The 14,498-nt window shown below is 69.1% G+C and carries 19 protein-coding genes; 5 read left to right on the top strand and 14 right to left on the bottom strand.

All coding sequences use genetic code 11. From position 1 onward, the window contains the following. Positions 1-22: 22 nt before the first annotated feature. From OIE49_RS29675 to OIE49_RS29635, 9 genes are all read right to left on the bottom strand, one after another. Positions 23-2,524, bottom strand: coding sequence for a phage major capsid protein (locus OIE49_RS29675; RefSeq protein WP_326804957.1), 2,502 nt, complete (start codon positions 2,522-2,524; stop codon positions 23-25). Further along, positions 2,521-3,879 (bottom strand): phage portal protein, encoded by a 1,359-nt coding sequence (locus OIE49_RS29670; protein WP_326804956.1) that lies wholly within the window; start codon positions 3,877-3,879, stop codon positions 2,521-2,523. The genes OIE49_RS29675 and OIE49_RS29670 overlap by 4 nt, the downstream gene beginning before the upstream one ends. Further along, on the bottom strand, positions 3,866-4,081 hold the full coding sequence (locus OIE49_RS29665; RefSeq protein WP_326804955.1) for a hypothetical protein: 216 nt from the start codon (positions 4,079-4,081) through the stop codon (positions 3,866-3,868). Before OIE49_RS29665 ends, OIE49_RS29670 begins: the two co-directional genes overlap by 14 nt. Before the next feature lie 24 nt (positions 4,082-4,105). After that, positions 4,106-5,587, bottom strand: a complete 1,482-nt coding sequence (locus tag OIE49_RS29660) for a terminase (protein WP_326804954.1) — start codon at positions 5,585-5,587, stop codon at positions 4,106-4,108. Next, positions 5,565-5,975: a hypothetical protein gene (locus OIE49_RS29655; protein WP_326804953.1), complete on the bottom strand. Its 411-nt coding sequence runs from the start codon at positions 5,973-5,975 to the stop codon at positions 5,565-5,567. The genes OIE49_RS29660 and OIE49_RS29655 overlap by 23 nt, the downstream gene beginning before the upstream one ends. Positions 5,976-6,437: 462 nt before the next feature. Further along, positions 6,438-6,713 (bottom strand): endonuclease domain-containing protein, encoded by a 276-nt coding sequence (locus tag OIE49_RS29650; RefSeq protein ID WP_326804952.1) that lies wholly within the window; start codon positions 6,711-6,713, stop codon positions 6,438-6,440. Positions 6,714-7,125: 412 nt separating this feature from the next. Next, positions 7,126-7,347, bottom strand: a complete 222-nt coding sequence (locus tag OIE49_RS29645; RefSeq protein ID WP_326804951.1) for a hypothetical protein — start codon at positions 7,345-7,347, stop codon at positions 7,126-7,128. Positions 7,348-7,382: 35 nt separating this feature from the next. Continuing rightward, complete coding sequence (locus OIE49_RS29640; RefSeq protein WP_326804950.1) at positions 7,383-8,396, bottom strand: hypothetical protein; 1,014 nt, start codon at positions 8,394-8,396, stop codon at positions 7,383-7,385. A 150-nt stretch (positions 8,397-8,546) separates the two neighbouring features. Next, the gene (locus tag OIE49_RS29635) at positions 8,547-8,702 is read right to left on the bottom strand and encodes a hypothetical protein (RefSeq protein ID WP_326804949.1); all 156 of its coding nucleotides are present in this window, start codon (positions 8,700-8,702) and stop codon (positions 8,547-8,549) included. A 143-nt stretch (positions 8,703-8,845) separates the two neighbouring features. On the opposite strand from OIE49_RS29635, the gene OIE49_RS29630 reads away from it, so the two are divergent. Continuing rightward, positions 8,846-9,064, top strand: a complete 219-nt coding sequence (locus tag OIE49_RS29630; RefSeq protein WP_326804948.1) for a hypothetical protein — start codon at positions 8,846-8,848, stop codon at positions 9,062-9,064. A 34-nt stretch (positions 9,065-9,098) separates the two neighbouring features. On the opposite strand, the gene OIE49_RS29625 is transcribed toward OIE49_RS29630, so the two are convergent. Beyond that, a complete protein-coding gene (locus OIE49_RS29625; protein ID WP_326804947.1) occupies positions 9,099-9,554 on the bottom strand; it encodes a hypothetical protein in 456 nt (151 codons plus the stop codon). Between the two features lie 295 nt (positions 9,555-9,849). Here OIE49_RS29625 and OIE49_RS29615 point away from each other — a divergent pair, with 295 nt between their 5' ends. Beyond that, positions 9,850-10,224 (top strand): hypothetical protein, encoded by a 375-nt coding sequence (locus OIE49_RS29615; protein WP_326804946.1) that lies wholly within the window; start codon positions 9,850-9,852, stop codon positions 10,222-10,224. 197 nt (positions 10,225-10,421) lie between these two features. Here OIE49_RS29615 and OIE49_RS29610 read toward each other — a convergent pair whose 3' ends face one another. After that, a complete protein-coding gene (locus OIE49_RS29610; protein WP_326804945.1) occupies positions 10,422-10,640 on the bottom strand; it encodes a hypothetical protein in 219 nt (72 codons plus the stop codon). 23 nt (positions 10,641-10,663) lie between these two features. Between OIE49_RS29610 and OIE49_RS29605 the strand changes: the two genes are divergently transcribed. From OIE49_RS29605 to OIE49_RS29595, 3 genes are all read left to right on the top strand, one after another. Continuing rightward, positions 10,664-10,999, top strand: coding sequence for a DUF6233 domain-containing protein (locus tag OIE49_RS29605; RefSeq protein ID WP_326804944.1), 336 nt, complete (start codon positions 10,664-10,666; stop codon positions 10,997-10,999). A gap of 46 nt (positions 11,000-11,045) precedes the next feature. Further along, positions 11,046-11,261, top strand: coding sequence for a hypothetical protein (locus OIE49_RS29600; RefSeq protein ID WP_326804943.1), 216 nt, complete (start codon positions 11,046-11,048; stop codon positions 11,259-11,261). Positions 11,262-11,403: 142 nt separating this feature from the next. Further along, a complete protein-coding gene (locus tag OIE49_RS29595) occupies positions 11,404-11,784 on the top strand; it encodes a hypothetical protein (RefSeq protein WP_326804942.1) in 381 nt (126 codons plus the stop codon). 75 nt (positions 11,785-11,859) lie between these two features. Here the strand turns inward: OIE49_RS29595 and ku are convergent, their stop codons facing one another. The 3 genes from ku to OIE49_RS29580 all read right to left on the bottom strand — a co-directional run bounded on the left by ku (position 11,860) and on the right by OIE49_RS29580 (position 14,372). Next, positions 11,860-12,774, bottom strand: a complete 915-nt coding sequence (gene ku / locus OIE49_RS29590) for a non-homologous end joining protein Ku (RefSeq protein WP_326804941.1) — start codon at positions 12,772-12,774, stop codon at positions 11,860-11,862. 772 nt (positions 12,775-13,546) lie between these two features. Further along, positions 13,547-13,741 carry a hypothetical protein gene (locus OIE49_RS29585; RefSeq protein WP_326804940.1) on the bottom strand — a complete coding sequence of 65 codons (195 nt, stop codon included), beginning with the start codon at positions 13,739-13,741 and terminating at the stop codon, positions 13,547-13,549. Positions 13,742-13,940: 199 nt separating this feature from the next. Then, positions 13,941-14,372 carry a hypothetical protein gene (locus OIE49_RS29580; RefSeq protein WP_326804939.1) on the bottom strand — a complete coding sequence of 144 codons (432 nt, stop codon included), beginning with the start codon at positions 14,370-14,372 and terminating at the stop codon, positions 13,941-13,943. Between the last annotated feature and the right edge of the window lie 126 nt (positions 14,373-14,498).

Genomic DNA, 14,498 nt, shown 5'->3' with positions numbered 1-14,498 from the left:
TGTGGCCGGGGCCCGGCGCGGATCAGGCGGGGCTGACGACGTTCAGGGCGCGCAGCGCCTGCGGGACGAGGATCTTGGAGTTGTTGCCCCAGTAGGCGTAGATGCCGCGCTGGCCGGTCGGGCGGCCGTTCGGCCCGAACAGGTGCGGGACGAGCTCGATGCTCATGCCGATGCGGTCGACGATGAGGAAGCCCCGCTTGTAGTCGCCGAACAGCAGCACCAGGTTGTTCCCGCCGCCGCTGGGTGCGATCGAGTCCTTCATCGAGGACAGCTCGCGGGCGGCGTAGCCAGCCAGCTCCGGCGGCAGGCCCGCACCGAGCCGCGCCCACAGGTCGTTGGACAGGCCGCCCATGGTGGCCGCGACGGACTTGATCCGGTTGTAGATGCTCTTGTTGCCGAGCCACGACGCGCGGGCCCGGAAGCGGGGCGCCAGCGACTCCTCGACGGCGTAGATGTCGTCGGGGACGCTGAGGGTGCCGGTCGCAGCGGAGGAGACACGGCGGTTCGACGGCAGGGTGCCGATGATGCCGCCTGCGTTCGTGCCGGTGCCGTCACCGAGAACGAACGAAGTCGCCTCTTCGGTGTCCTTGGCGTCCTGGAGCAGCATGGTGATCTCGGAGCGCATCGCGTTCCACGACCGCTCGATCTCCACGCTGAACGGCACGAAGCCCTGGACGCGCTGCGTGACTACCTTGGGCTGGGCGAGGGTCGGCGACGAGTCGGGGGCCTCGTCGTTCTCCGCGCCACGCGTGACGGTGACGCCGGCGGAGGTGACGCCATCCCACTCCTTGCCGACGATCTGCTCGATCCGCGCGACCTCCCGCAGCGGGTTGATCGTGCCATCGCTCGTCAGGATGACGGTGGGGTCCAGCTGGAACGGGACCGCGAAGCCGCCGGACGCGTCGACACCGAGCTGGAGCGCGCGGGACTCCTCCGCGGTGAGCCCGTTCTGCGACAGCGCGCTGATCATCTTGCCGAACGCCCGGTTGTAGACGGGGCTGCCGGTCTGGAGCATGCGCCGGGCGAGCGTGCCGTGCTCGTCGTCGATGGTCTCCACCAGGTAGGCCGCGCGGGTCTGCGCGTCCTCCCGGGACTCCATGCCCGGGAACTGCGACAGCTCAATGGCGCGCATCGCCCGGTCCCGGTAGATGCCCGGCAGCTCCTCCAGGGAGCGCGCCTGCGAACGGGCCTCGGTCAGGTCGTAGATGTCCCGGGTGGTGATGACTGCCGGGGCGCGGCCGCCGTAGCCGACCGTCGTGGGGGCCACCCGCTCGGTCGCGGTCGGGTTGTCGAGCACGGCACGCAGCTGGGCGCTGCGCAGCTCGGACTCGGCGATGGCCCGCCCGTGCTCGTCGTTTTCCTCCAGGAGCCCGTTCCACTCGGTCTGGATCTCGTCGGGCATCGTCGCGCCCGAGTATTCGCCCTCGATCTCCTGGAGCCGCGCCCGGATCTCGCTCTGGCGCGCGGCGCGCTCTTCGACCGTCATGCGGTCGTCCATGGTTCCCTCCCGGGATGTGCTGGTCTGGGTGGTCACCGAGTGCGTTCGCGGCTCGGTCGCGGCTCCGTGCGTGGTCTCGGTCCTGCCGGTGGCGGCTCCAGTGCTGGGGGCGGCTGGAGTGCCGTTGGCGGGCTCGGTCCGGCCCGAAGTGCTGGTCGTGTTGCCGGCGGCGGTGCCGGTCGTGCTGCCGCCGGAAGTCGTGGGGGTGCCCGGCCAGTCGGCGGGGATGAGCGCCTGGAGGCCGAGGGCGTGGGCGCGCTTGACGATGTGCGCGCGGATCTGGTCGTGGGATCCGGAGCCGCGGCCGACGGCGTGGATGGCGGCTTCGAGGTCCTGGCGGCCGTGCATCTCCAGCGGCCGGACCGGATACGAGCCGTCTTCCATCGCCCAGCCCTCAGCGGCCGCGTAGGCGCGGGCCTCGGTGTTCAGGTCGGCGGCGTTGGGGGTGTCGATGTTGCCCCGGTCGGCGGCGGTGCCGTCCGCTCGCACTCCGACGATCTCGGCGTCGTGGTAGGCGGGGATCGGGGTGGGCCCGTACTCGATCAGCGCGATCTCCTGCCGCGTGACCAGCGTCAGGTCACCGGCCCGCGCCGGCAGGTAGGGGCCCTTCGGGTCGGACTTGATGAACCGTCCGGTGAAGGACTGCCCGGTGATGTCCCCGTTGCGGATCGCCTCGAGGACGTCGTCCGCCAGCGGCGTCTTGTTGTACCGGGTGACGGTGAGCAGGCCGCGCCCGTCGGGGCGGACCTCCAGCGGCGTCCCGATCGGCACCGAGCCCTTCTCGCTGGGGGTGCCGTGCAGGGTGCGGGCGTGGTTGTAGAACACGCCGACGCGGCCGGCGCGCTCCTTCAGCGTCTTGTCGAACGCGCTGCGGGAGATCTGCTCCTGGTAGTGGCCGTCCTGGTCGCGGATCTCGGCAGGGCTGTCGAAGACGGCGGCGTATGCGGTGACAGTGCGGCCGTCCCCGCCGGCCCGGATGGCGATGTCGTCCAGCGCGAATACGCGCGAGTAGAGCTGTCCGGTCACGGGCCGGCTCCTTCCATTTTCGGCATGGGCTGGACGCCGTCGGTGGGGCGTTGCAGCTGCACGGAGGTCAGGCCCGTGTGCTGGAGCCTGGTCCAGTCCTGGTTCATGACCGCGTCGATCGCGGACTGGGCGGTGAACCCGTCCCTGACGAGGGCGGTGATGGTGGAGGCTTCCTTCTGCGCGATCGCGGCCCGGTCGCCGGCGTCTTCGCGCATGAACGCGACGGCCTTGGTGTCGAACCAGAGGCTCGCGCCGGCGTCGGGCGGGGTGAGGAGGGGCTCCAGGCTCGCGGACGCGTTGCTCCACAGGTGTTGCATGGTGCCGTCGGCGAAGCGGCGGCGTGCGGCCGTGAAGTTTCCGGCGTTCAGACTTGACCCCTGGAGGCCTTCGGAAAACCCGACCCAGGACGGGGGGACGCCAGCTGCGGCGGCGAGCCGGGACTCGCCCTTGCCCTGCGTTGCGGCGAAGTCGAGTTCGCGGAAGTCCTTGCCGATGACCTTCGCGTCCGCGCCGCCGCCCAGGTACAGGGTCTTGTAGGCGTTCCAGGCGCCCTTGTGCTCGGCCTCCATGAGCTCCTTGAAGTCGCGGACCTGCTTCAGCGACACCGACGGGTCGAACTTGATCGCCATGTTCGGTGTGGCGGCGTTCGTCAGGAAGCGCGCCTTGTGCTCGGTGGCGAGGCTGTCGCCCTGCATCTCCCGGATGACGGGGGTGATCCACGACTGGCCGAGGAAGTGGAAGTCGGGGTCGGGCAGCGGCGCGTAGTGCGCGATACGGCCCTCGCTGCCGTCGATGGGGAAGAACTTCATCGGCCCGGAGGGCGGGTCGTAGACGTGCCCGACGACTTCGACGTCTGCGGCCTCGGACGGGTGGTCGGCGTTCTCCTTCGAGCCGAGGACGACGATGACCCAGTCCGGGCGCAGCCGGTTCAGCCGGTCCGCTCGTGTGCGGCGGATGTAGGCGTTCCCGGCGAGGGAGGCGTCGACCTCCATGCGGGCGAGCAGGTCGCCGGTGGTGCCGCCCGGCCACGGCCGCTCCAGCACCCCCAGCTCCGTGGATCCGAAGAGGCTGGTGGGCTGTCCGGCTTCGAAGCGGGTCCACTGGAACCGCACCTGGGAGAACACCTGCAGCCTGGCGACGACCAGGGCGAACACGGGCCCGTTGCTCTTGAAGGCTGCTGACGAGGTGAGCGCGATCTGTTCCTCGTTGATCGCGTTCATCGTCGTCTGAACCATCGGATAGTTCAGACCGCCGAACGTGAAGAACTGCGCCCACTCATCCAGCCCCAGCGGGGCACTGTCCCGCCGGCGCGCGCCGGCACCCATCGCGGCGGAGACACGGTCAAGAAGCCCCACGGCGCGCCTCCTGCCATCCGACCTTCACCGCGGTCCCGGCCCACGCCACCGCCAGCCACAGCACGCCACAGGCCTTCGCCGCAAGCCAGCCGACCCCGAACAGCAGCCCGGCCAGGACGGTCAGCACCGTCCGCCAGAACCGGACCTTCCGCGCCTGCTCGGTGATCTCGTCGAACGCGTCAGGGCCAACCCACACCGCCACCGGCGCCGCCCACCTCTCCTGTCGTCATCGGATGAAGAAGGGCTCCACCGGCTCGGCCACCCCGAACGCGGCATGTCCGTGCCGAGCCAGCGTGACCGCCACCAGCGGGGAGATGTCGTCCTGGCTGTTACGGCGAGACCACGCCCACGCCTCCGCGAGCGGCCGTGTCGCCGCCCCTTCCACGGCCTTGTTCAGCGGACCCTGGTCGGGGTGCCGGAACCGGCCATTGGTGACGTCATCGGTGAACGCCCCGCAGGCCTGCGCGTACTCGCGGGACCCGACCAGCTGAAGCCGCCACTCCCCGCCGACCGGCTCGACCTTGAAGCCGCGCTCGTTCAGCGCCTTCTCCAGCGAGCCGGCCGGACTCGAGGGATCCAGCACCAGCACGCACGGCCGCCACTTCTTCGCCAGGTCCACCAGCCGGTCGACGACCCATCCCGTCCCGGGCCGGTGATCGACGAGCTCGCCGTGGACCAGGCCGTCCGCGCGGCGCCCGGCCATCGCGATCGCGGACATCGACCGGTCCGGGGTGATGTCCACAGCCATGGCAACCGGGTCCTGCACCGCCGACCCTTCGTCCGCGCACGCCTTCCACGCGTCCGCGCTGATCGGCACCAGCCCGCCGACCGGCTCGTCCCACCAGCCCATGTGCTCGCGGGCGAACTCGGCCGGCGGCAGCGCCCGCCGGAACGACGCCATCGTGACCGGGCTGATCCGCCGGCCGAGCTGGGGGTTCGCCATCGCCCAGAACTCCGGCCGGTCGCAGCCACAGCCGACAGCGTCCAGGGCGTGCGTGCACTTCACGCCGTTCCGGCAGGCCTCCGCCGGCGGCGGCGCGCACCACTCGAAATAGGCGAGGCGCGCATCCTGCCCGGCCCGGCCGCGGTCTCGGATCCCGCGGAGCACCACCGACTCGGCCAGGCCCGCCGACGACCCGTATACGACCTGCGGGTCCGGGCGGGCACCGAGCGTCGGCAGCAGCGCACCCATGTGCATCGGCTGCAGCGCGAACGCCTCGTCCAGCATGACCTTGTCGCCGGACAGGCCGCGGCCGCCGCCCTTCGTCCGCGCCTTGAAGATCAGCCGCCGGTCTCCGTGGAGTTCGATCGCCTCGTCGCCGTTGCCGCGGTGGATGTGCTTCACCCGCCGCGACAGATACGACGACGACTCGATCAGCTGCTCCATGTCCCGGAACGACTCCTGCGCCGTCCGGAACTCGTGCGCCGACCAGACGATCAGCCGCTCTTCGGTGACGAACAGCCAGCCGAGCGCCATTTGTTTCATCGTGCCGGTCTTCAGGTTCTGCCGGCCCACCACTGCGGCGACCTCGAACGATGCCGACTTGCCCCGCTTGTCGATGGCGAACGTCGCATCGAGGATCAGCTGCTGCTCAGGATCCGGCGCGAACCCTGCCAACCTCGACAGGTCGGCGACCTCCGGGCCCAGCGTCCTGTGCCACTCTGGCTCGCTGCGGTAGGCCGGCTCAACCAGAACGCTTGCGGTCACGCCGCGCCCGCAGTTCGTCGACCGGGTCCACGGCCTCCCCGGCGCCCTCGAGGGCGCCGGCCAGCGCGGCCCGGAACTCGCGGACCATCGCTGCCAGGGACGAGCCGGATTCCGCGCTGTTCGCGTCGATCCGCCGGGCCAGGACCAGCACGGCCTGGCCGGCCGCCGTACGGTCCCGGCCCACCGCGGCGAGCTCGCCGCGCGCGGCCGCCGCGAGCGACTCGGTCCCGTCTTCGCGTTGCACCGGGGGCTGTGACGTTACGGGGGCCGGCTGGTCGCCTTCGGCGGGCCGCCGGTGGGCACGCATCCGGCACCGGTCCGAGCAGAACCGCGCCGTCGTCCGCTTCGCCTCGAAGGACTCGCCGCAGGCCTCGCAACGCTTCTTCACGCCCGACCCCCTTTCCTGCCGGTGTGCCCCAAAAGATGTTGGAAAGAAGGGAGTTGTTCGGGTTGACACCCAACTGCCGTACTGCCATGCTTAGTTCCACAGGCAGAACGGAGCCACCGGGAACGGAACACCGACCGGGTCAGGCTCGAAGCCTCAAGAACTCAAGATCTCCACCGCAGGGCCCCTCCGGTTAATTCCGGAGGGGCCCTTGTTACGTTGCCGAAAATCCCAGGGAGAGAAATGTTGAAGGGGGGCGGGGTCAGTGGGCGCCATGATCACGTGGCGACCCCACCCCCCTACCCCCGGCCCCACCACCTCCGACGAGGCGCAGCAAGATCACCGAGACGAAGCGATCAAGCATTCGCGCAGGTCAGAGGCTTGATCGCTGCGGCCTGCCGGGCCGGGCGCTACGGCGGGGCGAGTTGAGGAATACGGGAGCCAGGGGCCGGCCGGTCGGGTCGGCTACCACTGCCGGGAGGTCCGCCAGGTGCGCCGGGCGCTGCGCTGGGCGTTGCCGCGGCGTGCGCCCTCGCTGCGGTTGCAGGAGGCATGAGCGAAACCTCGATACGAGGTTCGGTCAGCTGTGTGGTCAAGGTCGAGCGGTTGACCAGGCAGCATCGGCTGCTGGCAGTGCGGACACGGCTTGCCGTAGGCAGAGGGTAGGAGGGCGCGGCGTAGGGACTGGTGGGTGTAGCCGTAGCCGGCCTGGGTGGTGTTCTTGCTGTTGTTGCTGGCCATGGTCACCTCACTCGGGGCGGGTGGGGGCCGCTGGTGTGTTGCCCCGGGGGTGGGTGTCTGTCGTGGGCCCGGGTGTGAGGGCGCTGCCGGGGGGGGTGCGCCGGGTGGGTGCCGGTGGTCGGGGGCCCCGTTGGTGCGGCCCCCTGTGTCGATGGGCCCGGGTGTCCCGGGCGTGGCGCGGTGAGCTGCGCGTGGTGGTGTGCTGCGGCGTGGGGCGCGAGTGGGGGTGTGGTGTCTGGGGGCCCGTGCTGGTGGGCCCCTTGTGGTTCGGGCCCCGTGTTGAAGTGGGCCCCGTGGTTCTTCAGCCCCGGTGTTGGAGTGGGCCCCGGACGTGCTGGAGCCCGGCTCTGTGGCCGGGCTCATGAGGCAGTACGCGCACCATGACTGATGATGCGTGTCAGGTGATCTTTGGTCAAGCGGCGTTCTTGTTTCGCATGGCGTCGGTGAGGTCGGCGAGGTCCCACAGTGCGGGGGCCTGGCCGGTGGTGCCGGGCTCCCGTTGGTAGGTGGTGGCGGTGATGCTGTGGCGGCGTGCCCAGCTGCGGAAGCTGCTGGGCTTCATGCCGAGGGAGTAGGCGGCCATGGCCGTGGTGACGAGGGGCCGGCCGTCTCTGCCGGTGCGCGCGGTGGTCACGCGTCCAGTGTGCCTGGCTGCCCATCGAGTTGGACTCACGCGGGCGGTCGAGACCAAGACGTTCGCTCCGCCAGCGCCTCGTCTTCGAAGACGGGCACTCCCTCGTCTGACCTCGGTTCTACCGGCCCCGTCCACGAGCGTTCCCCGAACGGCTCCGTCGGGCTCCGGTTCAGCTCGTGTGCTCGCTCCTGCATCCCGCGGATCTCATCAGCCCGAGAGGCCCGGAGACCCGACTCGATCACGAAGTGCCGCGCCCAGTCGTAGTCATCCGCGCTCAGCGCGCGCACCGAGTGGAGGTCCACGAAGCGTTGGCTGCCATCGCCGTAGCCGTAGACCGGCGGCGCCATCACCCTGAAGCGAGCCATGCTCGGATAGTCAATGCCGAGGCTGATCACGCGGAGAGCGTCTTGCGCATTCATGGCGAATTCACTCAGCTTAAACTGAACCACATCCGTCCGGTACAAGCGCGGGCCGAATCTGAAGGGCGACTTCCCTGCAGGTCGGTCACCCATTGCATAGTGATCCAGGAGAGCGTCGAAGGCGAGCACCAGCCCCGCCATAGCCATGGCGTAGTCGCCGATGTCGGCGTGTGTCTGTGCTTCTCGAACGAGCCGCGCGGTCTCAGGCTGCGTTAGCAGGTCAACCAATTCGATTGAATCGAAATCGACTCCGAACACCTTGGGTGTGACAGTGGTGAAGAAGTCGGCGAGCGTCTCCCGGGCCTGGTCGATCTGATGGTTGGACGGGAAGGTGCCGTTGTGCTTCAGGGCCACGCGCGCGTCGTTCAGCCGGCGCATGGGTTCCTTCTTGGGCAGCTCAAACTTCGGCTTGATCGCTGCCCAGTAACCAAGGAACTCTGTGGCCCGGGGTAGCTCGACACCCAGGTGCTGCGCGACGAGGCCGACATAGTTTTCGACGGCATCGTGGAAGGAAGTGACGGCCCTGGACCGGAGTGGGGCTGGCTGTCGGCTCTGTTCGATGCCTTCTCGGTACAGGTACCGGACGTATGCGAGCCGCTGCACGGTCAGCGGGTCAAGCGATGACGGCATGGGAACTCCATGACTCAACGGGGGAGGGGGTGATTCTGCTGTTGGTGCGCCCTGGCACACCGCACGGATATCCATACGGTGGCCCGTGGATTCCGCGAGGGCCCCGGCCTCCCTGCTGGGCACGGGGGGGCCGGGACCCTCGCGCCTCGGTCAGCCGAGGGCCTGGGTCAGGGCAAGACCGATCAGGCTGATCGCGACGACAGACAGACCGAGGGCCGTCCCCTGCTGCTTGGCGACCTTGCCGAGGTACGCCTGCCCGGCCAGGGCCGCGACCATGACGACGGCCGCCTGCTGCTTCTTCGACATATCTACTCACCTCCTTCACATAGTTGAAGTGCAGCATGGCACGAGGGGCTGACAACGGCCCGTCGCTTAACGTCTGTTGTGCGCGAGCTGGGCATTTAGGAGACGGTTTGCGAATCCACGCGGCCGGATGCAGAGTGCCCGCCATGCGCTACTACGTGATGAGCGGCCCGCACCAGGGCGACAACGGAGCGATGACCGAGGGCGTCGGCGAGATTCGTCTGCCACACCCCACCGCGGCGGCCACTCACTGCCGGTACAAGCTGAACAGCACCGACACGGTGATCGAGCAGGAAGGCTTCGAGCCGGGCGTGCAGCTGCACTACGCCGGCGACGTCGCAACGAGGGAGGACGGGCGGGAGTAGCACATGGCCCGGGGCGCGTTTTGAGCGCTGAGGTTCACTGCTGCACGGTCCCGTCGAGGGCCTCCGCAACCTTCGGCGCCAGGCGCTGACTGTCGGTACGGGCGGTCTTGCTGGTGGTAGGCAGGCTGACCGCCCAGGTGTCGCCGGTCACGGCGACGCCGCCGAAGGACTTCGAGAGCGGGATCCACGCCTTAAGGGCTTCGGGGTTGGGGAACAGGTTGATGCCGGCGTCGCCGGGCGCCGGCTGGTGGGTCTTGTCTGTGACTGTGAAGTCGTAGGCGGTGCCGCCGACGTCGGCGATGTACGAGCCGTCGGTGTTCTCTCGGGGCTTGGTCACGGTGAACCCGGCGGCCTTGAGGTCGTCGGCGATGTCCTGCCCGGTGGTGTAGTGGTGCGCGGCGGCCGGTGCCTTGCTGTCCGCCTTGGCCTGCGGGCTGCTGTCGCAGGCGGTGAGGGCGGCGGCGAGGATGACGGGCGTGGCGTCGCGCAATCGCCCTCGCCGATCTCGGCCACGTCCAGCTCAAACGCGGCAACACCGAGACCGCCCTGGCCACCTGGAGCGAGTTCCTCGACTGCGCCGACGGCGTCCACTCCGTCCGCATCAACGACGTCCTCACCAACATCGCCGCCCGTCCTACTCCTGCATCTTTACTGTCTTTGGATTGACTCAACACTGCCTGTTTACACGTAAGTTGGGAACTGCCACACTGCACGACGCCGGTACCAGCTGACTGGCAGCGAGGGGGCACAGGCCTTACCGGCACACACAAGGGGGAGGGAAAAACGTGCGCATCCGTTCACGCGCCATGACCGTCCTGGCTGCCGCTGTTCTGACGGGTGGTGGACTCACCGCCGTCACCAGCACGCCGGCCAGCGCCGCGACCTGCTACGGCAGCGCCAAGACCTACTACACCAATGACTCCTGGGAGTGGCCTGTCGGAGGGACCTACGCCACTGCTACGTCCAACTGCACCGACATCAACGTCAAGCCCACTGACCGCGACATGCTGGTGCAGACCTGCTTCCTCAAGACGGGCACGTGCAACGGGTGGCACTCACTCAAGAAGGGCACCTGGGGCGTGGCGGCTACGAATGTCCTCAGCGGTACGAAGTTCTACCTTGACTTCTGGGGCTACAGCGAGGGGTACGTCGCCTACTAACCCGACGGTCACGCTGTGGGCTCCGGCGCATCGCTTGCGCCGGAGCCTTGCCATTCTTCGGGTACGCACTGCTCGGCGGAGCGGCGGGGAGAAGGTGGGGCGGCACTTCGTTGCGGTTCTTCCGCATGATGTGCCGAAGGGCGAGGCCGCGGGCCGGGGAGGGGGCGCCGAGCCATCCTCCGCGTCTTGGCAGAGGGTCACGGCTCGTCTGGCCAGGTCGTCAACGTGGTGCCCGTGGCCTCGTCGGTGAGGGTGATGCGGGCGCCGGGCAGGCTGCCGTACTCGCCGATCCAGCTCGCGACCTTGTGGCGGGCGGTCGCCTCGCTCCCCCACCAGCCATGCATGGCTGGGCGGCCGCCGGCGGTGAGGGTCAGGTGGTAGCACTCGGGCGCGGTCCCGGTGGATTGCGGTCTCACCCCCCGATCATAGAATCGAACGTGTGAACGACCTGCCCCCGGATCTGCCTCGCCTCCGCACTCTGGAGACGTGGCTGGTCTACAGCCTGGAGCGGGTGCGGCAGCGGATCGCCGACGTCGAACGGCGCGAGGCTGAGCAGCGGCGCGGCATGGAGGCCCGGCCGCCTGTGCCGGAGTGGATCCTGGAGCAGGGCCTGAACAGAGACTCCCTGCCGGTGGCGGTGCACGTGGGCGGCTGCCACATGGCGGGTAAGCGGTGGAGGGGCGTGCCGCGGGACGTGGCGGTGCGGGCGCTCACCGAGGGGGTGCAGGCGTGCGGGCACTGCCACCCGGACACCGTGCTCGGCATCCTCGACTGACCCACGCCGCGATGCGTCCTGTACGGTCCGGCCGCAGGATGGTGGCATGGCTGCTCGCGTGATCGTGGACCCGCCCGGGAAAGGCGGCGGCCGACGGGTGCGCGCCGATGGGACCATCCTTGGCACGGCGTACAGCCTGCGTGACCTGTCGGTTTTCCTGGAGCGGGCCGGCCTGGAGGGCTTGGATGAGCTGGACGTGGCGATGTCGCCCTTGGTGGAGTGGCATGGCGGCGGGCCTGAGGTGTGGCCGGCGACGGATTGACGCTGGAGCGGCCCTGGGCGGCGCGCCTTGGCTGATGGAGCAGGACGCCGGTTGCCGTCGCTGATGTGGTTCTCTGTCCGCCACTCGGGTGGCCGTCGCCGCGGGATGGTGTCCTCGATGGCGGCTGGCTGGTTGGTTGGTCATGGCGAACGACCAGATGCATCTGCCTCAGGGCGAAGAAGAGATCATTCAGCAGGTCGAGGCGTACACGATGGCGGGGATCACCCGCGCCATGCTGCGTGGATGTATCGACCGTGGCGAGTTGCGCATCGCCGACCACAAGGGATCACGGGGGTCGGCGCGACTGTTCCGTGCGGACGTGGCGCGGCTGATGGCCGAGAAGGGATGGAGAGGGCCGTCACCGGCAGTCAGCTCGCTGCCACAGCAGACGGTCGGTGACATCTGCCGACGGCGTGAGTGTGCTGAAGGACGAGACAAGATCAGGGCCCTGGAAGAGGAGCAACGGCAGGACGCGGAAACTATTCGCCGGATGCGGATCGCACTGAACGCGCTCACCTCGTAGAAATGAAGTCCTCGTCGTTGCAGGGCCGCCGTCGGTTCGTCGGCGGCCCTACGATCGGTCGTGCGGGGACCGAGGTCAGGCGCTGCGCGGCTTGCGGGCCGGCTTCTTCGCCGCAGTCTTCTTCCCTGCCGTCTTCTTGGCCGGCTGCTTCTTCGCGGCGGTCTTCTTCGGCGCAGGCATCTCGTGCACGTCGGCCTCGCCCTCGCCGCGCGAGGCGCGCGCCTTCTCCACGGACGCGTTCAGCGCCGCCATCAGGTCCAGCACCTGCCCCGGCTCGGCTTCCGGCTCCGGCATCGCGGGCGGCGCCCGGTGCTCGCGCTTGGCCTCGATGATCTGCTCCAGGGCCTCGGTGTACGTGTCGCGGAACTCATCGCCGGAGAGGTCGTCGCGCGCCATCGTCTCCATGAGGGCGAGGGCGCCGTCGATCTCGTCGTCGCTGACCTGGACTGCGGGCGGGGCGACTTCGGCAGAGTCGCGGATCTCGTCCGGCCAGCGCATCAGGTGCAGGACCAGGACGTCGTCGCGTACCCGGAGGATGCCGAGGCGCTCGCGGCCGTGCCATGCCCACTTGGCGACCGCTACCCGGGACGAGCGGCCGAGGGCCTCCCGCAGGAGCTTGTACGGCTTGGCGGCGACCTGCCCGTCCGGGGCCAGGTAGTAGCCCTCGCCGATCCGGATCGGGTCGATGGATTCCAGCGGGAGGAACGCCTCGATCTCCACGGCCTTCGCGGTGGGCAGCGGAAGGTTGTCGAGTTCAGCGTCGCTGATGGGGATGACCTGGTCCCGGGACCACTCGTAGCCCTTGCCGATCTCGTCCTGTGTGACTTCGCGGTTCTCCAGCTCGCACACCTTGCGCACGCGCACCCTGCCCATGTCCTCCAGGTGGTACTGGTGGAAACGGACGCTGTGGTCTTCGGTGGCGGACTGGAGGTGGATCGGCACCGTGACCAGGCCGAAGCTGATCGCGCCGCTCCAGATAGTTCGGGGCATGGCAGACCTCCGCGACAGGCCCCGAGCAGGATCAGCCTACGAGCGGCACGCCCGGCGCGCCATGCACGCGTCCGCCTGTCTCCGTACCGCAGTGGTGCGAGTCCACAGTCCGTGGCGGCGACGGACGGAGTCGCATACTGGGCGTCATGACGGACACCTGGGTGCGCCTTCCGGTGGGGAGAGTTCGCGGGCCTGGGTCCGTAGGGTCACAGGTGCTGATGTTGTGCTTTGGCTGGTCCGACTCGGCGCGCGGGGTGGTGCCCGCGTACGGCGAGGCCCCCGCCGTGATGGCGGGGGCCTCGTCTCGGCGGGCGGCATGACAGGGGCCGCTCTTCAGGCTCGCGGCAGCCTGCCGGTGCAGTCGCCCGTAGGCCGGCCCGGTCTCACCTATTCCCTCTACGTGATGAGGGGGACGTTGCGGGATCCCCGACGCTCACCGTCTGGTCTGCGAAGTGCCCCCGGGGAGCCCAGCCCCCAGGGCGCGCAGGGGTCATCCGAGGATGATGGGGTGCCACGAGCCGGGCCCGTCGGGAAGAAGGATGATCACGGTTCTACTCCTCTGCCTAGGTAGGTTGGGAGCAATCACGCTAGGTTCCCGCGGCGGTTGCCAGTGGCAGAAAGCGCGCAGCACCACCTCATCGAGTGGGGGTGGATGCGCATGTTTACGCAGGAGCCACCAGCTACGCCTCTCCCTGTCCGGGGCTCCCGGGCAGCGCATGCCGATTGGCGGTCAGTCGCCTGCGGCCTTGCCGTAGCCGCGCCGGGCGGCGAGTCACGGCAAGGGGAGGGAGCCCACGATGAACACCAGCACCGCCGCCACCATCCGCACCTGGTGCCGCCGCGGAGCCATCACCGCCGCCAAGGTCGCCGGCCGGTGGGTCATCGACACGGCCTCCCTCGCCGCCCGTATCGCCATCGGCGCCATGAAGCGCCCCACCCGTACCAACCGCCGAAGGTCATCAGCCATGCACTCCCCCGTCTGGGACAAGAAGCCCCACCGCGACGGGGGATCTGTCGTCGACCTTGCGGACAGTCGCGAGCTCGGCGGTTCGCTGACCGGCGCGCCGACCGCCGCGGCCGGGTTGCGCTTCAGCGTCCCGGCCACGCGGGCGGCACCAGACCGTCCAGCAGCGCATGCGCGGCGTTGTGGTGTTGGCCGTGCTGGGCTACGGCTTGTAGCTAGGATCCATGAGGTACAGGGCGGCCCCGACTTCGGTAATCGTGATGTCCGCGCTGCCCTGGCAGGCGGTACTGACGTCCTTCTGGAAGCGAGAGACTTCCGAGTCGGCTGGCAGGCTGTTCCCACCGTCGGTCTTACGTGCGCCGGCGAGCATGTCGGCTGCGGTCACCCATCGTTCGTGGCCGTTCATCTCGTTGAGGTAGTCGCCGCACGGGGTGTCCGAGTAGGGCGTCTTCCACGTCTGCTCGTACTTACCGACCGCCTTGGGAGCCGGCTTCGATTCCGGCGCTGCTTCTGCTGGCGCTGCGGGGGCCGCGTTCTTCGGGCGCTCAGCCTGCGAACCTGTGCTGGTTCCACCGCATGCGGTCAGTGTGCCCGCGAGGACAGCAACGATGAGAAGTGCGGTTCTGGCGTGCATGGTTCCCCCAACTCTGGTGCTGACGGCTGCCATTGTGAGTCTGGTGTGAAGTTAATGAATGCGATGCGCACATTTCATGTCAGATCTGTGACATGAGTGCGGCTGGCATGGTGGTGATCTTCGCGC

This window comes from Streptomyces sp. NBC_01788 (assembly GCF_035917575.1).
GTDB lineage: Bacteria > Actinomycetota > Actinomycetes > Streptomycetales > Streptomycetaceae > Streptomyces.
This window is presented reverse-complemented; position numbering and strand designations above follow the sequence as displayed.

Coding starts and splice junctions, on each gene's coding strand:
- OIE49_RS29650 (WP_326804952.1), bottom strand. CDS start 6,713: ATGGCCAGCAACAACAGCAAGAACACCACCCAGGCCGGCTACGGCTAC.
- OIE49_RS29640 (WP_326804950.1), bottom strand. CDS start 8,396: ATGCCGTCATCGCTTGACCCGCTGACCGTGCAGCGGCTCGCATACGTC.
- OIE49_RS29635 (WP_326804949.1), bottom strand. CDS start 8,702: ATGTCGAAGAAGCAGCAGGCGGCCGTCGTCATGGTCGCGGCCCTGGCC.
- OIE49_RS29630 (WP_326804948.1), top strand. CDS start 8,846: ATGCGCTACTACGTGATGAGCGGCCCGCACCAGGGCGACAACGGAGCG.
- OIE49_RS29600 (WP_326804943.1), top strand. CDS start 11,046: ATGGCTGCTCGCGTGATCGTGGACCCGCCCGGGAAAGGCGGCGGCCGA.
- OIE49_RS29595 (WP_326804942.1), top strand. CDS start 11,404: ATGGCGAACGACCAGATGCATCTGCCTCAGGGCGAAGAAGAGATCATT.
- ku (WP_326804941.1), bottom strand. CDS start 12,774: ATGCCCCGAACTATCTGGAGCGGCGCGATCAGCTTCGGCCTGGTCACG.
- OIE49_RS29585 (WP_326804940.1), bottom strand. CDS start 13,741: ATGGCTGATGACCTTCGGCGGTTGGTACGGGTGGGGCGCTTCATGGCG.
- OIE49_RS29580 (WP_326804939.1), bottom strand. CDS start 14,372: ATGCACGCCAGAACCGCACTTCTCATCGTTGCTGTCCTCGCGGGCACA.